Annotated in this window: 14 protein-coding genes; 10 read left to right on the plus strand and 4 right to left on the minus strand. The window is 71.4% G+C overall.

Going from position 1 to position 16,243, the window contains the following annotated elements; translation table 11 throughout:
* The first annotated feature begins 46 nt into the window (after positions 1-46).
* Both ACGF5O_RS13070 and ACGF5O_RS13075 read left to right on the plus strand, forming a co-directional pair.
* A complete protein-coding gene (locus ACGF5O_RS13070) occupies positions 47-1,324 on the plus strand; it encodes an amino acid deaminase (protein WP_393809949.1) in 1,278 nt (425 codons plus the stop codon).
* An 8-nt stretch (positions 1,325-1,332) separates the two neighbouring features.
* A complete protein-coding gene (locus tag ACGF5O_RS13075) occupies positions 1,333-2,943 on the plus strand; it encodes an amidohydrolase family protein (RefSeq protein WP_393809950.1) in 1,611 nt (536 codons plus the stop codon).
* A 105-nt stretch (positions 2,944-3,048) separates the two neighbouring features.
* On the opposite strand, the gene ACGF5O_RS13080 is transcribed toward ACGF5O_RS13075, so the two are convergent.
* The 3 genes from ACGF5O_RS13080 to ACGF5O_RS13090 all read right to left on the minus strand — a co-directional run bounded on the left by ACGF5O_RS13080 (position 3,049) and on the right by ACGF5O_RS13090 (position 5,294).
* Positions 3,049-3,882: a trypsin-like serine peptidase gene (locus ACGF5O_RS13080; RefSeq protein ID WP_393809951.1), complete on the minus strand. Its 834-nt coding sequence runs from the start codon at positions 3,880-3,882 to the stop codon at positions 3,049-3,051.
* 106 nt (positions 3,883-3,988) lie between these two features.
* Positions 3,989-4,564, minus strand: a complete 576-nt coding sequence (locus ACGF5O_RS13085; RefSeq protein ID WP_393809952.1) for a P-loop NTPase fold protein — start codon at positions 4,562-4,564, stop codon at positions 3,989-3,991.
* Positions 4,565-4,652: 88 nt separating this feature from the next.
* Entirely contained in the window at positions 4,653-5,294 is a 642-nt protein-coding gene (locus tag ACGF5O_RS13090) for a hypothetical protein (protein ID WP_393809953.1), read from the minus strand.
* A 353-nt stretch (positions 5,295-5,647) separates the two neighbouring features.
* Between ACGF5O_RS13090 and ACGF5O_RS13095 the strand changes: the two genes are divergently transcribed.
* From ACGF5O_RS13095 to ACGF5O_RS13130, 8 genes are all read left to right on the plus strand, one after another.
* Entirely contained in the window at positions 5,648-6,850 is a 1,203-nt protein-coding gene (locus ACGF5O_RS13095; protein WP_393810134.1) for an RNA-guided endonuclease InsQ/TnpB family protein, read from the plus strand.
* A gap of 89 nt (positions 6,851-6,939) precedes the next feature.
* On the plus strand, positions 6,940-8,151 hold the full coding sequence (locus ACGF5O_RS13100) for a pyridoxal phosphate-dependent aminotransferase (RefSeq protein WP_393809954.1): 1,212 nt from the start codon (positions 6,940-6,942) through the stop codon (positions 8,149-8,151).
* A gap of 101 nt (positions 8,152-8,252) precedes the next feature.
* The gene (locus ACGF5O_RS13105) at positions 8,253-8,660 is read left to right on the plus strand and encodes a hypothetical protein (RefSeq protein ID WP_393809955.1); all 408 of its coding nucleotides are present in this window, start codon (positions 8,253-8,255) and stop codon (positions 8,658-8,660) included.
* Positions 8,661-8,746: 86 nt separating this feature from the next.
* Positions 8,747-9,340, plus strand: a complete 594-nt coding sequence (locus ACGF5O_RS13110) for a Uma2 family endonuclease (RefSeq protein ID WP_393810135.1) — start codon at positions 8,747-8,749, stop codon at positions 9,338-9,340.
* A 109-nt stretch (positions 9,341-9,449) separates the two neighbouring features.
* Positions 9,450-10,529, plus strand: a complete 1,080-nt coding sequence (locus ACGF5O_RS13115) for a hypothetical protein (RefSeq protein WP_393809956.1) — start codon at positions 9,450-9,452, stop codon at positions 10,527-10,529.
* A gap of 30 nt (positions 10,530-10,559) precedes the next feature.
* Positions 10,560-11,759: a toxic anion resistance protein gene (locus ACGF5O_RS13120; protein ID WP_393810136.1), complete on the plus strand. Its 1,200-nt coding sequence runs from the start codon at positions 10,560-10,562 to the stop codon at positions 11,757-11,759.
* Positions 11,756-13,297, plus strand: a complete 1,542-nt coding sequence (locus ACGF5O_RS13125) for a substrate-binding domain-containing protein (protein ID WP_393809957.1) — start codon at positions 11,756-11,758, stop codon at positions 13,295-13,297. The genes ACGF5O_RS13120 and ACGF5O_RS13125 overlap by 4 nt, the downstream gene beginning before the upstream one ends.
* Positions 13,284-13,886 (plus strand): hypothetical protein, encoded by a 603-nt coding sequence (locus tag ACGF5O_RS13130; protein ID WP_393809958.1) that lies wholly within the window; start codon positions 13,284-13,286, stop codon positions 13,884-13,886. Before ACGF5O_RS13125 ends, ACGF5O_RS13130 begins: the two co-directional genes overlap by 14 nt.
* 122 nt (positions 13,887-14,008) lie before the next feature.
* Here the strand turns inward: ACGF5O_RS13130 and ACGF5O_RS13135 are convergent, their stop codons facing one another.
* Positions 14,009-15,985 carry a calcium-binding protein gene (locus ACGF5O_RS13135; RefSeq protein WP_393809959.1) on the minus strand — a complete coding sequence of 659 codons (1,977 nt, stop codon included), beginning with the start codon at positions 15,983-15,985 and terminating at the stop codon, positions 14,009-14,011.
* Positions 15,986-16,243: the final 258 nt, after the last annotated feature.

The raw sequence follows: 16,243 nt of genomic DNA on the forward strand, positions 1-16,243 counted from the left end.
CAATGGACGTTGCACAGAATGCAACCAACCTGATCAGGGAGGCTCCGTGTCCCTCGACACCGGCACCGAAGCGCTCGCCCGGCTCGCGAAGGAACGCGTCGACCACCGTTTCAAGGGCCTCCCGCCGGACGCCGAGGGCCTCACCGTCGGCGAACTGGCCGCCCAGCGCCGCAACCTGTTCACGGACGGCTTCGCGACCCCGGTGCTGGCCCTGTCCGCCGAGCGTCTGGAGCACAACCTCGCGCTGATGGAGTCGTACACCGAACGGCACGGCCTCGCCTTCGCCCCGCACGGCAAGACCTCGATGGCCCCGCAGCTCTTCCACCGGCAGACCGGGCGCGGGGCGTGGGGCATCACCCTCGCCGTGCCGCACCAGGTGCGGGTGGCGCGGGCGTTCGGCACCCGCAGGGTCTTCCTCGCCAACGAGCTCGTGGACGCCCCGGCGCTCCGCTGGATCGCCGGCGAACTGGAGCGCGACGCCGACTTCCGTTTCGTCTGCTACGTCGACTCCGTGCGCGGGGTCGAGCTGATGGACGCCGCGCTGCACGGGACCGCCCGCCCCGTGGACGTCGTGGTCGAGCTGGCCGCCGGGGAGGGCGCCCGGACCGGCGTCCGTACCGAGGCGGAGTGCGCGGCGGTCGCGGACGCGGTGGCCGCGACGCGGACGCTGCGGCTGGTCGGGGTGGCGGGGTACGAGGGCGAGGTCCCGCAGGCCGACCCGGACCGGGTGCACGCCTATCTGCGCCGGCTGGTCGCCCTCGCCGTCGGGTTCGACAGGGCGGGCCGGTTCGCGGGCCTGACGGAGATCGTGGTGAGCGCGGGCGGCAGCGCCTGGTTCGACGCGGTCTCGGACGTCTTCGCCGGCATCCCCGAACTGTCGGCGCCCGTGCTGAAGCTGCTGCGCTCGGGCGCGTACGTCTCGCACGACGACGGCCGCTACCGGGACGTCACCCCCTTCAACCGGGTCCCCGAGGAGGGCGCCCTTGAGCCCGCCTTCCGGCTCTGGACGCAGGTCGTCTCCCGTCCCTCCCCGGAGCAGGCCTTCACCAACGCGGGCAAGCGGGACGCGGCCTACGACCTCGACCTCCCGGTCGCCCAGGTGATCCGCCGGGCGGGCACCGAGCGCCCGGCGACCGGGGTCGCGGTCACCGGCCTCTCCGACCAGCACGCCTGGCTGCGCACCGGCCCCGACGCGGACCTGGAGGTCGGGGACTGGGTGGGCCTCGGCCTCTCCCACCCGTGCACGTCGTTCGACAAGTGGCAGCTGATCCCGGTGGCCGAGGCGGACGGGACGGTCGTCGACTACATCCGCACGTTCTTCTAGGAGGGGTCGTGGAGCAGCTCGTCATCCGGGACGCGGACGTCGTCGACGGCAGCGGGGGACCCTCCTACCGCGCCGACGTGGTGATCGACGGCGGCCGGATCGTGTCGATCGTCAAGGAAGCCGCGGCGGCGGGCTGCCAGCGCCCGCGGGCGGTGCGGGAGCTGGACGCGGAGGGCCTGGTCCTCTCCCCCGGCTTCGTCGACATGCACGCCCACAGCGACCTGGCCCTGCTCCGCGACCCCGACCACAGCGCGAAGGCCGCGCAGGGGGTCACCCTGGAGGTCCTGGGCCAGGACGGCCTGTCGTACGCCCCGGTCGACGACCGCACGCTGGCGGAGGTCCGCGCCGCGATCGCCGGCTGGAACGGCTCCGGCGACGACATCGACGTCGACTGGGGGTCGGTCGGCGAGTACCTGGACCGCCTCGACCGGGGCATCGCCGTCAACGCGGCCTACCTCGTCCCGCAGGGCACGGTCCGTGCGCTCGCCGTCGGCTGGGAGGACCGCCCGGCGACCCCGGCCGAACTGGACCACATGCGCCGCCTGGTGGCCGAGGGCCTGGCCCAGGGCGCGGTCGGCCTGTCCTCCGGGCTCACCTACACCCCCGGCATGTACGCGCCGGACGCGGAACTGACCGAGCTGTGCAAGGTGGTGGCGGAGTACGGCGGCTACTACTGCCCGCACCACCGCTCGTACGGCGCGGGCGCGCTGGAGGCGTACGCGGAGATGGTGGCCCTGACCCGGGAGGCCGGCTGCCCGCTCCATCTGGCCCACGCCACCATGAACTTCGGCGTGAACAAGGGCCGGGCCCCCGAACTGCTGGCCCTCCTCGACGAGGCCCTCGCCGCCGGCGCCGACATCACCCTCGACACCTACCCCTACACCCCCGGCAGCACGACCCTCGCGGCGATGCTGCCGAGCTGGGCCAACGAGGGCGGCCCTGCGGCGGCCCTGGCCCGCCTGGCCGACGACGACACGTCCGAACGCATCCGCCACCACCTGGAGAGCGTCGGCTCCGACGGCTGCCACGGCGTACCCGTCGAGTGGGCCACGATCGAGATCTCGGGCGTGGGCGACCCGGCACTGTCCGGCTTCGTCGGCCGGACGGTCGAGGAGTCGGCGCGGCTGCGCGGCGAGCCCCCGTGGACGACGGCCCGCCGCCTTCTCCTGGCGGACCGCCTCGCCCCCTCGATCCTCCAGCACGTCGGCCACGAGGAGAACGTCCGCACGATCATGCGCCACCCGGTCCACACCGGCGGCTCGGACGGCATCCTCCAGGGCGCGAAACCCCACCCCCGCGCCTACGGCACGTTCCCGCACTACCTCGGCCACTACGTACGGGAGCTGGGCGTGCTCTCCCTGGAGGAGTGCGTCGCCCACCTCACCGCCCGCCCCGCGGCCCGGCTGCGCCTGCCGGACCGCGGCCTCGTACACGAGGGCTACCGCGCCGACCTCGTCCTCTTCGACCCGCGGACGGTGGCGGCGGGCTCGACGTTCGAGAACCCACGCCAACTGCCGACAGGCATCCCCCACGTCCTGATCGACGGCCGCTTCGTCATCGAGGACGGCCGCCGCACGGACGCCCTGGCGGGCCGAGCAATCCGACGCACCCCGCTGTAGCGCCCCTGAAGGGGCGCGGGGCTGTATCCGATGTGCGGCTGCCGCCGCGTGGGCGCGACCAGCCCCCACCCACCCGCACCCGAAAGCGGCGCCCCCAGCGAAGCGCTACGGCTTGGGCAGGGTGCAACCACTCGCGCTGAGGTTCAGCACATTCCCCGTCGTGAAGCACGCCGGAATGATGTACGTCTCCTCCGCGTAGTTGATCCCCTGCCGCACCGTCACGTTCCCGCTCTCGTCCACCTCGCACGGGTTGTCGACGGTGCACCGCTCCCCGTCCTCGTTGCCCGTGTTGTTGACGGCGACGACCTGCCCGGTGGTGGTGTCGATCACCGGCGACCCCGAGGTCCCGCCGATCGTGTTGCACGCGGAGGTGTAGCGGACCGAGTCCTTCCAGGTCCAGTCGCCCTCCTTGAGCCGGTACACGAACCCGTCGATGTTGCAGCTGTAGATCGTCTTCCAGTAGCCGGAGACGACCTTGATGGCGGTGCCGGCGGTCGGGTGGGTGGCGCTGACGGTCAGCGGGCTGATGCCGTAGGAGCTCTTGATCGCCGCGTACGTCGTGGTGGTGCGGTAGATCGTGACGTCCGTGTCGGTCATCGTCGAGTAGACGACCTGGTTGGCGCGGAGCGTGGCGACCCTGGTGCCGGAGGAGTTCAGCAGGCCGAAGGTACGGCTGGAGGACTGGCCGGTGATGACCTCGCCGGGCTCAGGGAAGCCGGTCTCCAGGCAGTGTCCGTTGGTGAGGACCAGCGCCGGGTCGCTGTCCGCGGAGTTCGGGAAGCGGATGACGGAGCCGGAGCAGTTGCTGAGCGAGACGGTGCCCGCGAAGTTGACGGTCACCGCGGCGGCCTTGGCCGTCTGCGGCGCCGCGACCGCCGGTGCCGTGCCGATCCCGGTGATGGCCAGGGAGGCGAGCGCGGCGACGAGAGGCTTGTTCATGTGGGGGTCCCCTCTATACGACGAGGTGACCGGAGATCTTCCGGCCACCCGCTGTTTTTGTCATGCACATTCTCAACACAAGTGGCCGCGCGGGCAAGGAGCTGTTTCAGGAACGGTGTTGGCGGATTTCCGCACAGGCGGCGTCGATGTGCTCGACCAGCATGCGGCGGGGCCGGTCACCGGCCCCCTCCGCCCAGGCGGTGGCGAGCTCCCGCAGCTCGGTCCGCAGGTAGTTACGGGCCTTCGCGTCGACCGACAGCTCCGCCCAGAACCGGTCGACCAGGCCCGCCAGCCCGACCGTCGCGCCGGCCACCGTCAGCGTCGCCCGCAGGGTCGTGAGCCACGGTTTCCGCCCGGAGAGCCGGGCCACCGCCCGCCGCAGCACCCGCTCGTCCAGCCGCATCAGGACGGTCTTGATGAGCCCTTCGAGGGCGTCGGCGCCGGTGGAGGTCCAGGCGTTGTACCAGACGGTCTCGACGTCCTTCTGCCGTAACTCCGCCTCGACCAGCCGCATCAGACTGCTCTTCCCCATGCCCCAGCCGGCGTCCACGGCAAGGGTCAACGGGGTCGCGGACCGGGAGTCGTGCAGCAGCTTGGCCAGCTGCCGGGCGGCCTGCCCGGCGCCGAGCAGATCGGCCGCGGGGCCGGTCACGGGCTCGTCGTTGAGCAGCGAGAATTCCATACGACCCCCTTCGTCCTGGGGGCCAAACTACATATTTCCGCGGCCACTTGGGACCGAGCGCACCGCCCTGCCCATGGGGGGCTCGCCCCTAACGCCCCCGGCCGCCGCCATGCCCGTGCCCCCAGCCGTGCCCCCCGTACGTGGGGCTCGCCGTCGAGGACGTGGCAGCGACCGTCGGCGACGGGGTGACGCTCGCGCCGGCGCTGCGCGTCGGGGTGGCACTCGCCGAGAGAGTCCCCGATGCCGAGGCGGGCGTCCCGGCCGTGGACGTGGCGCGGGCCGACGGCGACTCCCCGACCGGCGCGGCCGACTTCACGGAAGGTGCGGCGGACGCACCGCTCGGGCCTTCCTCCGGCGCCTGTGCCAGCGCCGACGACTCACCGGCCGTGTGCTTCGCGCGGTCCTGCTCCACCTGGCCGCCGCCGGACGACGAGGAGAAGGCGAACCCGGCGACCAGCGCGGCCACGGACGCGGCGCCCACCGCACCCACGGCGACCGCCACGTGCTTGGCGCGCAGGCCGCCCGCGCCACGGGCCGCCCGCCGCCGCTCCGCCCGGCCCGGCCCCGGCGCGGCGGACGCGACCCTCGGCAGCTCGCGTGTCTCGTCGTACGCGTTGAGCCAGCCGTGCGCGGAGGCCGGATCCCGGTACTCCTCGTACACGGGGGCCGGTCCGCCCTCGGGTCGGTAGACGCTGGGCGCCCCGGTCTCGTCCTCGGCAGGTCTCGGCATGGACGCGAATTCTAGGGAGAGGAGGACCCTTTGAGACAGCTACCGGCGATAACAGGCCAAATCAGCCCGAGGTGCCGAGCCCCGGCAGGATGGCCTCTTTCAGATCGAGAAGAACCATCACCCCGTCAGGACGGCAGGGCGAGGCCCGGCACAATGCCGGGAAACATGCCGCATGCCATCGGTCTGCCATGAGCGCGGTACGCCCGCACAACCAGTACGACAGAGCCCGGAAAATCGAACACACACACCCTCGCTCACCGATTGAGGTGATGGCGACGCGATGACGGCGTGGGCATTCGACCTTCGTACATACAGTCAGGCGACGGTGCTGAGTCCCAGACGTGAGGGCGGCGGTGACTGCGGTGCAAGGGCGCCAGGGCGTGAGGAACGCTCGGTACAGCTACCGGCTGCGGGTGTCGTCCACCGCACGTGAGGCGCTGCTGGCGGAGTGGGGGCGGTGCCGGTGGGTGTGGAACGAGTGCGTGGCTCGTTCGAAGAAGGCCCACGGCGCCGGGGAGGAGTGCGGTCCGGCCCGGCTGGACCGCATGCTGACTCAGGCCCGCGCCATGATTCCTTGGCTGGCCGAGGGCGCCAGCGTGCCGCAGCAGCAGTTGATCCGCGACTTCGGCAAGTGCCGCGCAAAGGCACTGAAGGACATCAAGGAGCGGCTGCCGGTGAGGCTCCGGGCAGGGATGCCGGGCCTGAAGAAGAAGCACCTGGTCGATCCCACGCTGAACTACACGCGGAACGGCTTCCGACTCAAGGACGGTCGGCTGCATCTCGCGGGCGGGATCGCGCTGACCGTGGTGTGGTCGCGGCAACTGCCCGCCGAGCCTTCGTCAGTACGTGTCTACCGAGACGGTCTGGGCGACTGGTACGCGTCGGTCGTCGTCCCTGCCCAGGTCGAACCCTTGCCTGCCACCGGACGGTCGCTCGGCGTGGACTGGGGCGTCAAGGAGATCGCGACCACTACCAGCGACGCCCACGATCTCGCCCACCCCGGACACGGCAAGAGGGCCAAGGCCAAGCTGTCCCGGTACGACCGCATGATGGCCCGCCGTAGACCCAGGAAGGGCCAGGCTGCGTCGAAGGGCTACCGGGAGGCGAAGCGGTGGCGGGCGAAGACTTACCAAAAGATCGCCCGGCAGCGGCAGGACACCGCACGAAAGTGGGCGAAGAAGGTCGTCCGGGATCATGATGCGATCGCGGTGGAGAACTTCCGGCCGAAGTTCCTCGCCAGGACCACCATGGCGCGCAAGGCGGCGGACGCCGCGATCGGCACGACGAAACAGGCCCTGATCGAGATGGGCCGCAAGCACGGGCGGGACGTACGTCTGGTCCATCCCGCGCACACCACCATGGACTGCGGACGCTGCGGTGCGAGAACCAAGCACGCACTCCCACTGTCAGAACGCACATACACCTGCGCCGCATGCGGAGCCGTCTCCCCAAGGGACAAGAACTCCGCGCACGTGATGCTGGTCCGGGCTGGTCTGGCCCCGGCTGGTGTTGAGGGCGTAAGACCTCCCGGAGCGCCACTCCGAGAGGCAGCCTGAGCCAGAAATCCCCTCCCACCAGGGACGGGAGCAGCCAAGTGGTGGAAAACACGGCCCGACGGGCGTTACCGCCCCGTAAGCTCACCGACATGCAGGTGATCCAGTCGACCAAGCTCGCCAACGTCTGTTACGAGATCCGGGGCCCGGTTCTCGAGGAGGCGATGCGGCTAGAGGCGGCGGGGCACCGCATCCTCAAGCTCAACACCGGCAACCCGGCCGCCTTCGGCTTCGAGTGCCCGCCGGAGATCCTGGAGGACATCCTCCGCAACGTCTCCACGGCCCACGGCTACGGCGACGCGAAGGGGCTGCTGGCCGCCCGGCGCGCGGTCGTCATGCACAACCAGACCATCGGCATCGAGACCGACGTCGAGCACGTCTTCATCGGCAACGGCGTCTCCGAGCTGATCGTGATGGCGATGCAGGGGCTCCTGGACGACGGCGACGAGGTCCTCGTACCCGCGCCGGACTACCCCCTGTGGACCGCCGCCGTCTCCCTCTCCGGCGGTACGGCCGTGCACTACCGCTGCGACGAGCAGTCGGACTGGATGCCCGACCTCGCCGACGTCGAGCGCAAGGTCACCGACCGCACCAAGGCGATCGTCATCATCAACCCGAACAACCCGACGGGCGCGGTGTACGACGAGGCGATGCTGCGCGGGCTGACCGACATCGCCCGCCGCCACAACCTGCTCGTCTGCTCGGACGAGATCTACGACAAGATCCTCTACGACGGCGCCACGCACACCCCGACCGCCGCCGTCGCCCCGGATCTCCTCACGCTCACCTTCAACGGCATGTCCAAGGCGTACCGGGTGGCCGGCTACCGGGTCGGCTGGATGTCCGTCTCGGGGCCCCGGGCGCACGCCGACTCCTACATCGAGGGCCTGACGATCCTCGCGAACATGCGGCTGTGCGCGAACATGCCGGGTCAGCACGGGGTCGTGGCCGCGCTCAGCGGACGCCAGACGATCAACGAACTCGTGCTGCCGGGCGGGCGCCTGAAGGAGCAGGTGGACACGGCCTACGAGCTGCTCACCCAGATCCCGGGCGTGAGCTGCGTCCGCCCCAAGGGCGCGCTGTACCTCTTCCCGCGCCTCGACCCCCAGGTCTTCAAGATCAAGGACGACCGGCAGATGGTCCTCGACCTGCTGCGGCAGGAGAAGATCATGGTCGTCCAGGGCACCGGCTTCAACTGGCCGGAGCCGGACCACTTCCGGGTGGTGACCCTGCCGGCGGTGGGCGATCTGCGGGACGCGATCACCCGGATCGGCCGGTTCCTGGACGGCTACGGCCAGCCGTAGGCAGCCCACGGCAGCCGCCGGGCGACCGTCCGCGACCCGGGTCAACTTTAGACGGAATCTAAGCTAGGATGGCTTCCTGTCAGAGCACAGGAGGCCATCCCATGTACGAACCGATCCGCACCAAGTCGGTCCACAGCACGATGGCCGGCCCCTCTTCCGACTTCCCCCACCGGACGCGCGAGGAGGAGCTGGACATCCAGCTCGCGGGACACCTCGCCGCGCTGCTCGCCGTCACCGACGAGCTGCGCGCGCTCGCGCCGTCCACCGACCTCGACGCCGCCGCGACCCGGCTGGCCGAGCAGGTGGCCCGGCTGCGGGGCGGGCGTACGCCGGTCCGCGCGTCACTGACGGCGGCCCAGGAGCCGGCCGCGCTGCACGAGCGCGCACATGCCGTCGCCGGCCGCGCCCTGCTGGTCGCGGCGTCCCGCGCGGACACCGCGGCGGCGATCCTCGCGGCGGAGCGCATGGACGCCCACGCGGCAGCCACGGAACTCACCACGGCCGGCTGACCCACCCCCCTACGGCCCCGGTCCGCGCGCTCCCGCAGCGACGCGCGGACCGGGTTGCCATATCTCAGTACGCTGAGGTCATGGGCATGGACTACTCGAAGATGCGCGGGATCGCCGAAGAACTCGGGGCCTACGCCGAGCAGCTCGAAGGGACCTGGAGCGTCGAGATCGGACCGTCCGGCCCGATACTGGCGATGATGCGCCCGTCGAAACGGCATGAGGGCACGATCAGCCGTATCCGCAATCAGCTGAACACCCAGCTCCAGGTCACCCACCCCGGCTACATGTGCGAGAACGGCCCGGAGATCGAGCACCCCGCCCTCGGCCGCATGCGCCGCCCCGACGCCGTGGTCATCCCCGAGGACGTGCTCGACGAGGAGGGTCTCGCTGTCGACGCCTCACAGGTGCTGGCCGTCGTCGAGATCGTCTCACCGTCCAACCCGGAAAACGACTACGTCGAAAAGATCTGCGAATACTCGGCCATGGGCATCGCCCACTACATGATCGTCGACCCCCGGAAGGGCACGATCGAAGTGCATTCAGAACCGTGCGGAAACCGCTACCGGCACATGGGCCCTTACATCTACGGCGACCTGGTGCCCTTCGGCCCCTGGCAGGTGGAGACCTCCGCTTTCCGCCGCTACGGCAAGGCAGGGAACGACCCGAACGACCCCGCCTGACGGCGCCCGGCGGACTTCGGCGCTCCGGTTTCGTTCCGGGGCGCCCCCTTCACCCCCCGTTCATCCGTTCCACCCAGGACTGAGGGATTCCGGGAGCACTCTCCACCTCGTGAGACGTATCGCTGGAATCGTCCTCGCGGTACTGCTGATCGGTGGCGTGGTGGCTGCCGTCGTCGCAGGCCGGCATGGGGATGACAAGGGCACGGCAACGAAGACCGTGCGTGGTGTGATCGGTTCGGAGAAGTCGGACTTCTTCGCCGATCCCGATGTGGTGAAGGCCCTCGCCGCCAAGGGCTTCACCGTGAAGACGGAGGCGTCCGGTTCCTGGGCCATGGAGGATCTGGACCTGAAGGGCTACGACTTCGCCTTCCCGTCCAGCTCGGCGCCCGCCGACACGCTGGCCGCGAAGTACCACGCCCGCCAGCCCCTCCCCCGCCCCTTCTACTCGCCCCTCGTCGTGGTCGCCCACCGCAGCGCGGCCCGGGTGCTGGCCGCCAACGGGCTCGCCGTGCTCGACGCGAAGGGCGGCAAGGGGACCCTGAAGATGGCCGCCTACCTGGACGCCGCCCGGCACGACCGGACCTGGCAGCAGCTCAAGGGGGCCAAGGCGCACGGGGAGCTGACCGGGACGCTGTACATCACCAGTACCGACCCGGAGACCTCCAACTCCGGCGCGCTGTACCTCGCCGCCGCCTCCTACGTCGCCAACGGGGGGAGGGTCGTGGCGAGCGACGCCGACGTCGCGAGGACCGCGCCGCTGCTGCACAAGCTGGTCAGCGTGCAGGGGGCGCAACAGCCCAGCAGCGACTCGGTGTTCAGGGACTTCATCAGCGGCGCCGGCAACCCGCTGGTGTGCCTGTACGAGTCGCAGGTGGTGTCGCTGCTCGCGGAGCAGCACGACGCCGACGACCTCGTCGTCCTCTACCCGGACACCACGGTCAACAGCGACCACACCATCGTGCCGCTCGACGACGCCGGCCGGCAGCTCGGCGAACTCCTCAGCACCGACCCGGCCCTGCGCGGGCTCGCCGTCAAGCACGGCTTCCGGCCCCAGGGCGACTCCGCCGAGTTCGTCAAGGACACCGCCGACCGCGCCGCCTACCTCAACCAGACACTGACCGGCGTCCGGCAGGCGCCCGTGCCCACCTCCGCGGTGCTGCACGAGATGGCCCGCCGGGCGCGCGGCTGACGGGGGGACCCTGTGAGCAACTTCGACAAGATGCGGCCGAGCGGCGGCGAGCACCCGCCCACGCTGAGCGGTGAGGACGTCTTCACGCTGACCCCGCCGGAGGCGGTCGCGCCGGTGCCGCGGGAGAAGGCCGGCGGGCTGGTGCCCGTCGACGACGGCGTCCGTACGGACATGGCGCGCAAGGCCTCCGACTACGTCCGGGACCTCGCCTCGCTGGACGCCCGGTCACCGGAGTTCGCGAGCAAGGTAGGCGAGATCACCGGCCTGGGCGCCGGCGAGATGCGCACCGCCGCCTCGCAGTCCAACCGCATGCTGGAGCGTGCCGTCCGCAGCCTGCCCGACAAGGGCGGCGACGCGCAGGCCAAGGTGGCCGGCTCGCTGGTCGAACTCCGCCGGGTCGTCGAGGACCTGGACCCGCGCGACCTGCCGGCGGGCAAGGGCCGCAAGTTCCTCTCCCGGCTGCCCGGCGGCAACAGGCTCCGCGACCACGTCGCCAAGTACGCCTCCGCGCAGGGCACGTTGAACAAGATCGTGGGTTCGCTGCGCGGCGGCCAGGACGAACTGCGGCGGGACAACGCGGCGTTGCAGACCGAGCGGGTGCGGCTCTGGGAGACCATGGGCAAGCTCCAGGAGTACGTGGTGCTCACCCAGGCCCTGGACACCGCCGTCGAGCAGCACGCCGCGCGGATCCCGGACCCCCAGGAGGCCGACGCCGTGCGGGCGGACGTGCTCTTCCCGGTCCGGCAGAAGCACCAGGACCTGCTCACCCAGCTCGCGGTGTCCGCGCAGGGCTACCTCGCGATGGACGTCGTACGGCGCAACAACGACGAACTGATCAAGGGCGTCGAACGTGCCGCCACCACCACGGTCTCCGCGCTGCGGATCTCGGTGATGCTGGCCTCCGCGCTCGACAACCAGAAGAAGGTGATCGAGCAGGTCAACGCGTTGCGCGGGACGACCGAGGACCTGATCAGGGGCAACGCCGAGATGCTCGCGACCCAGAGCGGGGAGATCCAGCGGATCGCCGCCGACCCGGCGGTGGGCGCCGAGACGCTGCGCTCCGCGTTCCAGCAGATCTACCGGACCCTCGACGCCATCGACACCTACAAGGTGCAGGCGACCGAGGCGATGGCCACCACCGTGCAGTCCCTCACCGACGAGCTCCACCAGGCGAGCGCCTACCTGGAGCGCAGCCGCTCGAAGAGCGCGCTGGAGGGCGGCCTCGGATGAGCAGACGCACGCTCCCCGCCCTCTCCGCCCTCCTCGCGACGGCGGCCGTCGTCCTGGCCGGCTGCACCTCCCAGAATCACGGCGACGACGACTCCACGGCCCCGAAGGCGGGCACCCTGCGGGTCCTCGCCTCCTCCGAACTCAGCGACATGACGGCCGTCTTCGACCGGGTCCGCAAGGACACCGGGGTCACGATCCGGCCCACCTACATGGGCACCCTGGACGCCATCGACCTGGTGGCCGAGGGGAAGACGGACGGCAGGTACGACGCGCTCTGGCTGTCCTCCGACGACTACCTGCGGCTGCGCCCGGAGGCGGCGAAGAAGGTCGTCTCCGAGACGTCCGTCATGTCCAGCCCGGTCGCGATCGGCGTGAAGACGGCCACCGTCCGGTCGCTGGGCTGGAAGCCGGCCGACGTCACCTGGTCCCAGGTCGAGCAGGCCGTGGAAGCCGGAAAGCTGACGTACGGCATGACCGACCCGGCGCGCTCCAACTCCGGCTTCGCCACGCTGGTCTCGGTGGCCTCCGCGCTCTCCGGCGCCCAGTCGGCGCTCACGGACGCCGACGTCACGAAGGCGACTCCCCGGCTGAAGAAGTTCTTCAAGGGCCAGACCCTGACCTCGGGCTCCTCCGGCTGGCTGGCCTCGGCCTACCAGCGGCGCGGCAACGTGGACGCCCTGCTCAACTACGAGTCGGTGCTCCAGGGCATCCCCGGTCTCACCGTGATCCGCCCGAGCGACGGCGTGATCACCGCCGACTACCCGTTCTCGTCCCTGGCCTCGACCTCCGCCGCGACCCGCGAGGACGTCCGCAGGGTGACGGAGGACCTGCGTACGGCGGCCGTGCAGAAGCTCATCACGGACTCCACCCACCGCCGCCCGGTGGTGGCCTCCGTCGCCCCGGCGGCCGGCCTGGACACCAGCCGCCGCCGCGAGCTCCCCTTCCCCGGCACCCAGTCGGTGGCCGACGGGCTCATCTCGGCCTACGAGAACGACCTGCGCAGGCCCTCCCGCACGGTCTACGTCCTGGACACCTCGGGCTCGATGGAGGGCGACCGCCTCTCCCGCCTGAAGGCGGCCCTCACCGGCCTCACCAGCGACTTCCGCAACCGCGAGGAGGTCACTCTGATGCCGTTCGGCTCGGCCGTGAAGAGCGTCAGCACCCACGTGGTCGACGACAAGTCCGACCTGGCCGCGATCCGCAAGGACACCGACGCCCTGCACGCCGACGGCAACACGGCGATCTACACCTCCCTGGAGAAGGCGTACGCCCAGCTGAACCCCTCCCAGGAGACGTTCACGTCGATCGTGCTGATGACCGACGGCGAGAACACCACGGGCGCCAAGGTCGGCGACTTCGACGCGTTCTACAACAAGCTCTCCGCCGACCGGCAGCAGATCCCTGTCTTCCCCATCCTCTTCGGCGACTCGTCCCGCGCCGAACTCCAGCACATCGCCGACCTGACCGGCGGCCGTCTCTTCGACGGCCGGCAGGACTCCCTGGACGGCGCCTTCGAGGAGATCCGTGGCTACCAATAAGGCCCTCGCCTACCTGGAGTCCCGCAAGAACCTCACCGGTTCGGCGGGCGGCCTGCTGGGCCTGGTCCTGACGTTCACGGGCGTGGCCGGCCCGTACTGGCCGGTGGTGGTGGCGGGCCTGTACGGCGCGGGCGCGCTGATCGCCCCGCCGGAACGCCCCCCGCTGCCGGACTTCCCGACGCCCTCCGCCCAACTGGAGGAGGTACGGGCCGACTTCCGCCGGCTGGAGACCTACCTGGCGGAGGTCGGCCTGCCGGCCTCGACGGAGACCCGGCTCGCCGAACTGACCGACCTGCTCACGGCGTTGCTCGACCCGGGCTGGGCCGCCGAGCTGCTGGCCCAGGACCCGGAGGGCGTCCACGTCCTGTCGCGGACGGTACGGCAGGACATCCCGGAGGCCGTCGACAGCTTCGTACGGACGCGGTGGTGGACGCGTCTGACGCCCGGACAGGAGCCGCCGGAGCGCCATCTGGAGCGCCAGCTGGGCCTCCTGAAGGAGGAGGCCGAGCAGCTGGCGGCCGGGCTGCGGGACACCGAGGCGAGGCGCCAGGAGACCCACACGCGGTACCTGGAGGACCGGAACAACTAATCCGCTGCGGTTCGGCGCCCCAAAGGGGCGCGGGGAACTGCGCGACCAGCCACGACGGCGCCGCAGACGGCAGACGGCAGACGGCCGGCCCCCCGCGGTGCACGGGGGGCCGGTGTGGGCGGTCAGGGGCAGCTGATGCGGGTGTCGCCCGCGTCGGTGGTGCAGGTGTCGGTGCCGGGGCCGCCGTTGGCGGTGTCGTTGCCGGAGACGCCGTCGGTGGTGATCACCCGGTCGTTGCCGGCGGCACCGTTCACGGTGTCGTTGCCCGGGCCGCCGTACAGGGTGTCGTTGGCGTTGCCGCCGTCGATGTTGTCGTTGCCGTAGTCGCCGTAGACGGTGTCGGTGCCGTCGTTGCCGCGGAGGGTGTCGTTGCCGCCCAGGCCGCAGATGACGTCGTTGCGGAAGGTGCCGTTGAGGGTGTCGGCGCCGCTGGTGCCGATGATCGTGCAGCCCCGGGAGTTGTTGACGGTGCCGCTCGCGGTGGCGGTGTTGTTGCCCGTCGCCGGGTCGGTCTGGGTGGCCGCGGCCCTGGCGGTGTTCGTGAGCGTGCCGGTGGCGCGGGGTTCGGCGACGACCGTGACCGTGGTGCTCGCGCCCGGGGCCAGGGTGCCGAGGGCGCAGGTGGCGCCGGTGGCGGTGGTGGTGCAGCTGCCCTGGGCGGGGGCGGCGGAGACCAGGGTCGCGCCCGCTCCGGAGAGCGTGTCGGACAGGGTGACGCCGGTGGCCGCCGCGGTGGAGCCGGCGGCGTTGGTGACGCGGACGGTGTAGGTGGCCCGGTCGCCGATGGTCACGGTGGACGGGCCCGTCTTGGTCACCGAGAGATCCGCGCTGGGCGGCGGGGGCGGGGGCGTGCTGCCTCCGCCGCCCAGGTAGCGGGCCAGGGCGAAGTCGTCGCCCGGTCCGCCCTGGCCGGCGGCGACGATCCTGCCGTCGGGCTGCACGGCCACGCCGTGGGCGACGTCGCTGCCGCCGAAGCTCGTGGCCGTCCGGCCGCCGTTGCCGAAGCCGCTGTCCAGACCGCCGTCGGTGTTGTACCGCAGGACGTTGAAGCCGCCCGGCCCGTTGCCGGCGACGACGATCCGCCCGTCGCCCTGCAGCTTCATGTCCTGGGCGCCGGCGCCGGGGGTGACGACCATGCCGTTTCCGTCGAAGCCCGGGTCCAGGGAGCCGTCGGTGTTGTAGCGGGCGATGGCGACCCGGCCGCCGCTCGAACCGGCCGCGACGATCCTTCCGTCGGGCTGGACAGCGAGCGCCTCCGCGGAGTCGTAGTCGCCGAAGTCGGTGCGCTGGATGCCGTTGGTGCCGAATCCGGTGTCGAGGCTGCCGTCGGTGTTGTAGCGGACGAGCACGAAGTCGAAGCGGGTGGACCCGACCTCGCCCGCGACCACGATCCTGCCGTCGGGCTGCACGGCCAGGGCGCGCAGGTCACCGCCCTCCTGCAGGGACGGCGCCAGGTCGGTGGTCACCTTGCCGTCGCCGCCGAAGGTGGTGTCCGGGGAGCCGTCGGCGTTGTAGCGGGCCACCGCGGCCTGACCGCCGACATAGCCCGCGGCGACGATCTTGCCGCCGGGCAGTGCCACCACGTCCGCGGCCTCCTCGGGGACGCCGAAGTCGGTGAAGACCCGGCCGTCGCCGTTGCCGAAACTCGTGTCCAGCGAGCCGTCGGCCGCCTTGTACCGGACCAGCGTGAACCAGCAGCAGTTCTCGGGCCCCCGCCAGCTGCTGCCCGCCACCACGATGTCGCCGTTGTCGGGTTGCAGGGCGACGGCGTGGGCATCGCTCCACTGGAGGCCCTCGTTCGACGGCAGGTTGTTGACGGCGGTGGTCACCCTGCCGTCGCCGCCGAAGGTGGTGTCCAGGGAGCCGTCGGCGTTGTGCCGGGTCAGCGCGAAGTCGCTCTCCGACCCGGAGCTGTCGAAGGTGGTGCCGACGGAGACGATCCTGCCGTCGGACTGCACCGCGATGTCGTTGGCGGAGTCGTTGCCGCCGAAGTCGGTGAGGACCGTGCCGTCGCCGGCGAAGGCGGTGTCCAGGTCGCCGGGGGCGGCGACCGCGGTGCCGGGCAGGGCCAGGAGCAGCGCCGCGAGGGTGGCTGCCACGGTTCCGGCCCGGACCGTGAGCGATCGAACACCAGGTGTGATCGATCGAACGTGAGGTGTGAACATGGGCGACAGCGTTCCGAGGGCGGTCCTCAGGTCGGCCCGCCACGAGCCGTCTTGCGCTCACCGGCCGCAGGAATCCACCCGCGCGGGTGAGGCCCGCACCGGCTGCCGCACACAGGCGAAGGCCTGTCGCCACCGGTCTCCCGTCGGGGCGGACGGGAGCGAGTGACGACAGGCCCAGGAGCCGCGCACGCC

The sequence above is a fragment of the Streptomyces sp. NPDC048291 genome, from assembly GCF_043201715.1.
Classification (GTDB): domain Bacteria; phylum Actinomycetota; class Actinomycetes; order Streptomycetales; family Streptomycetaceae; genus Streptomyces.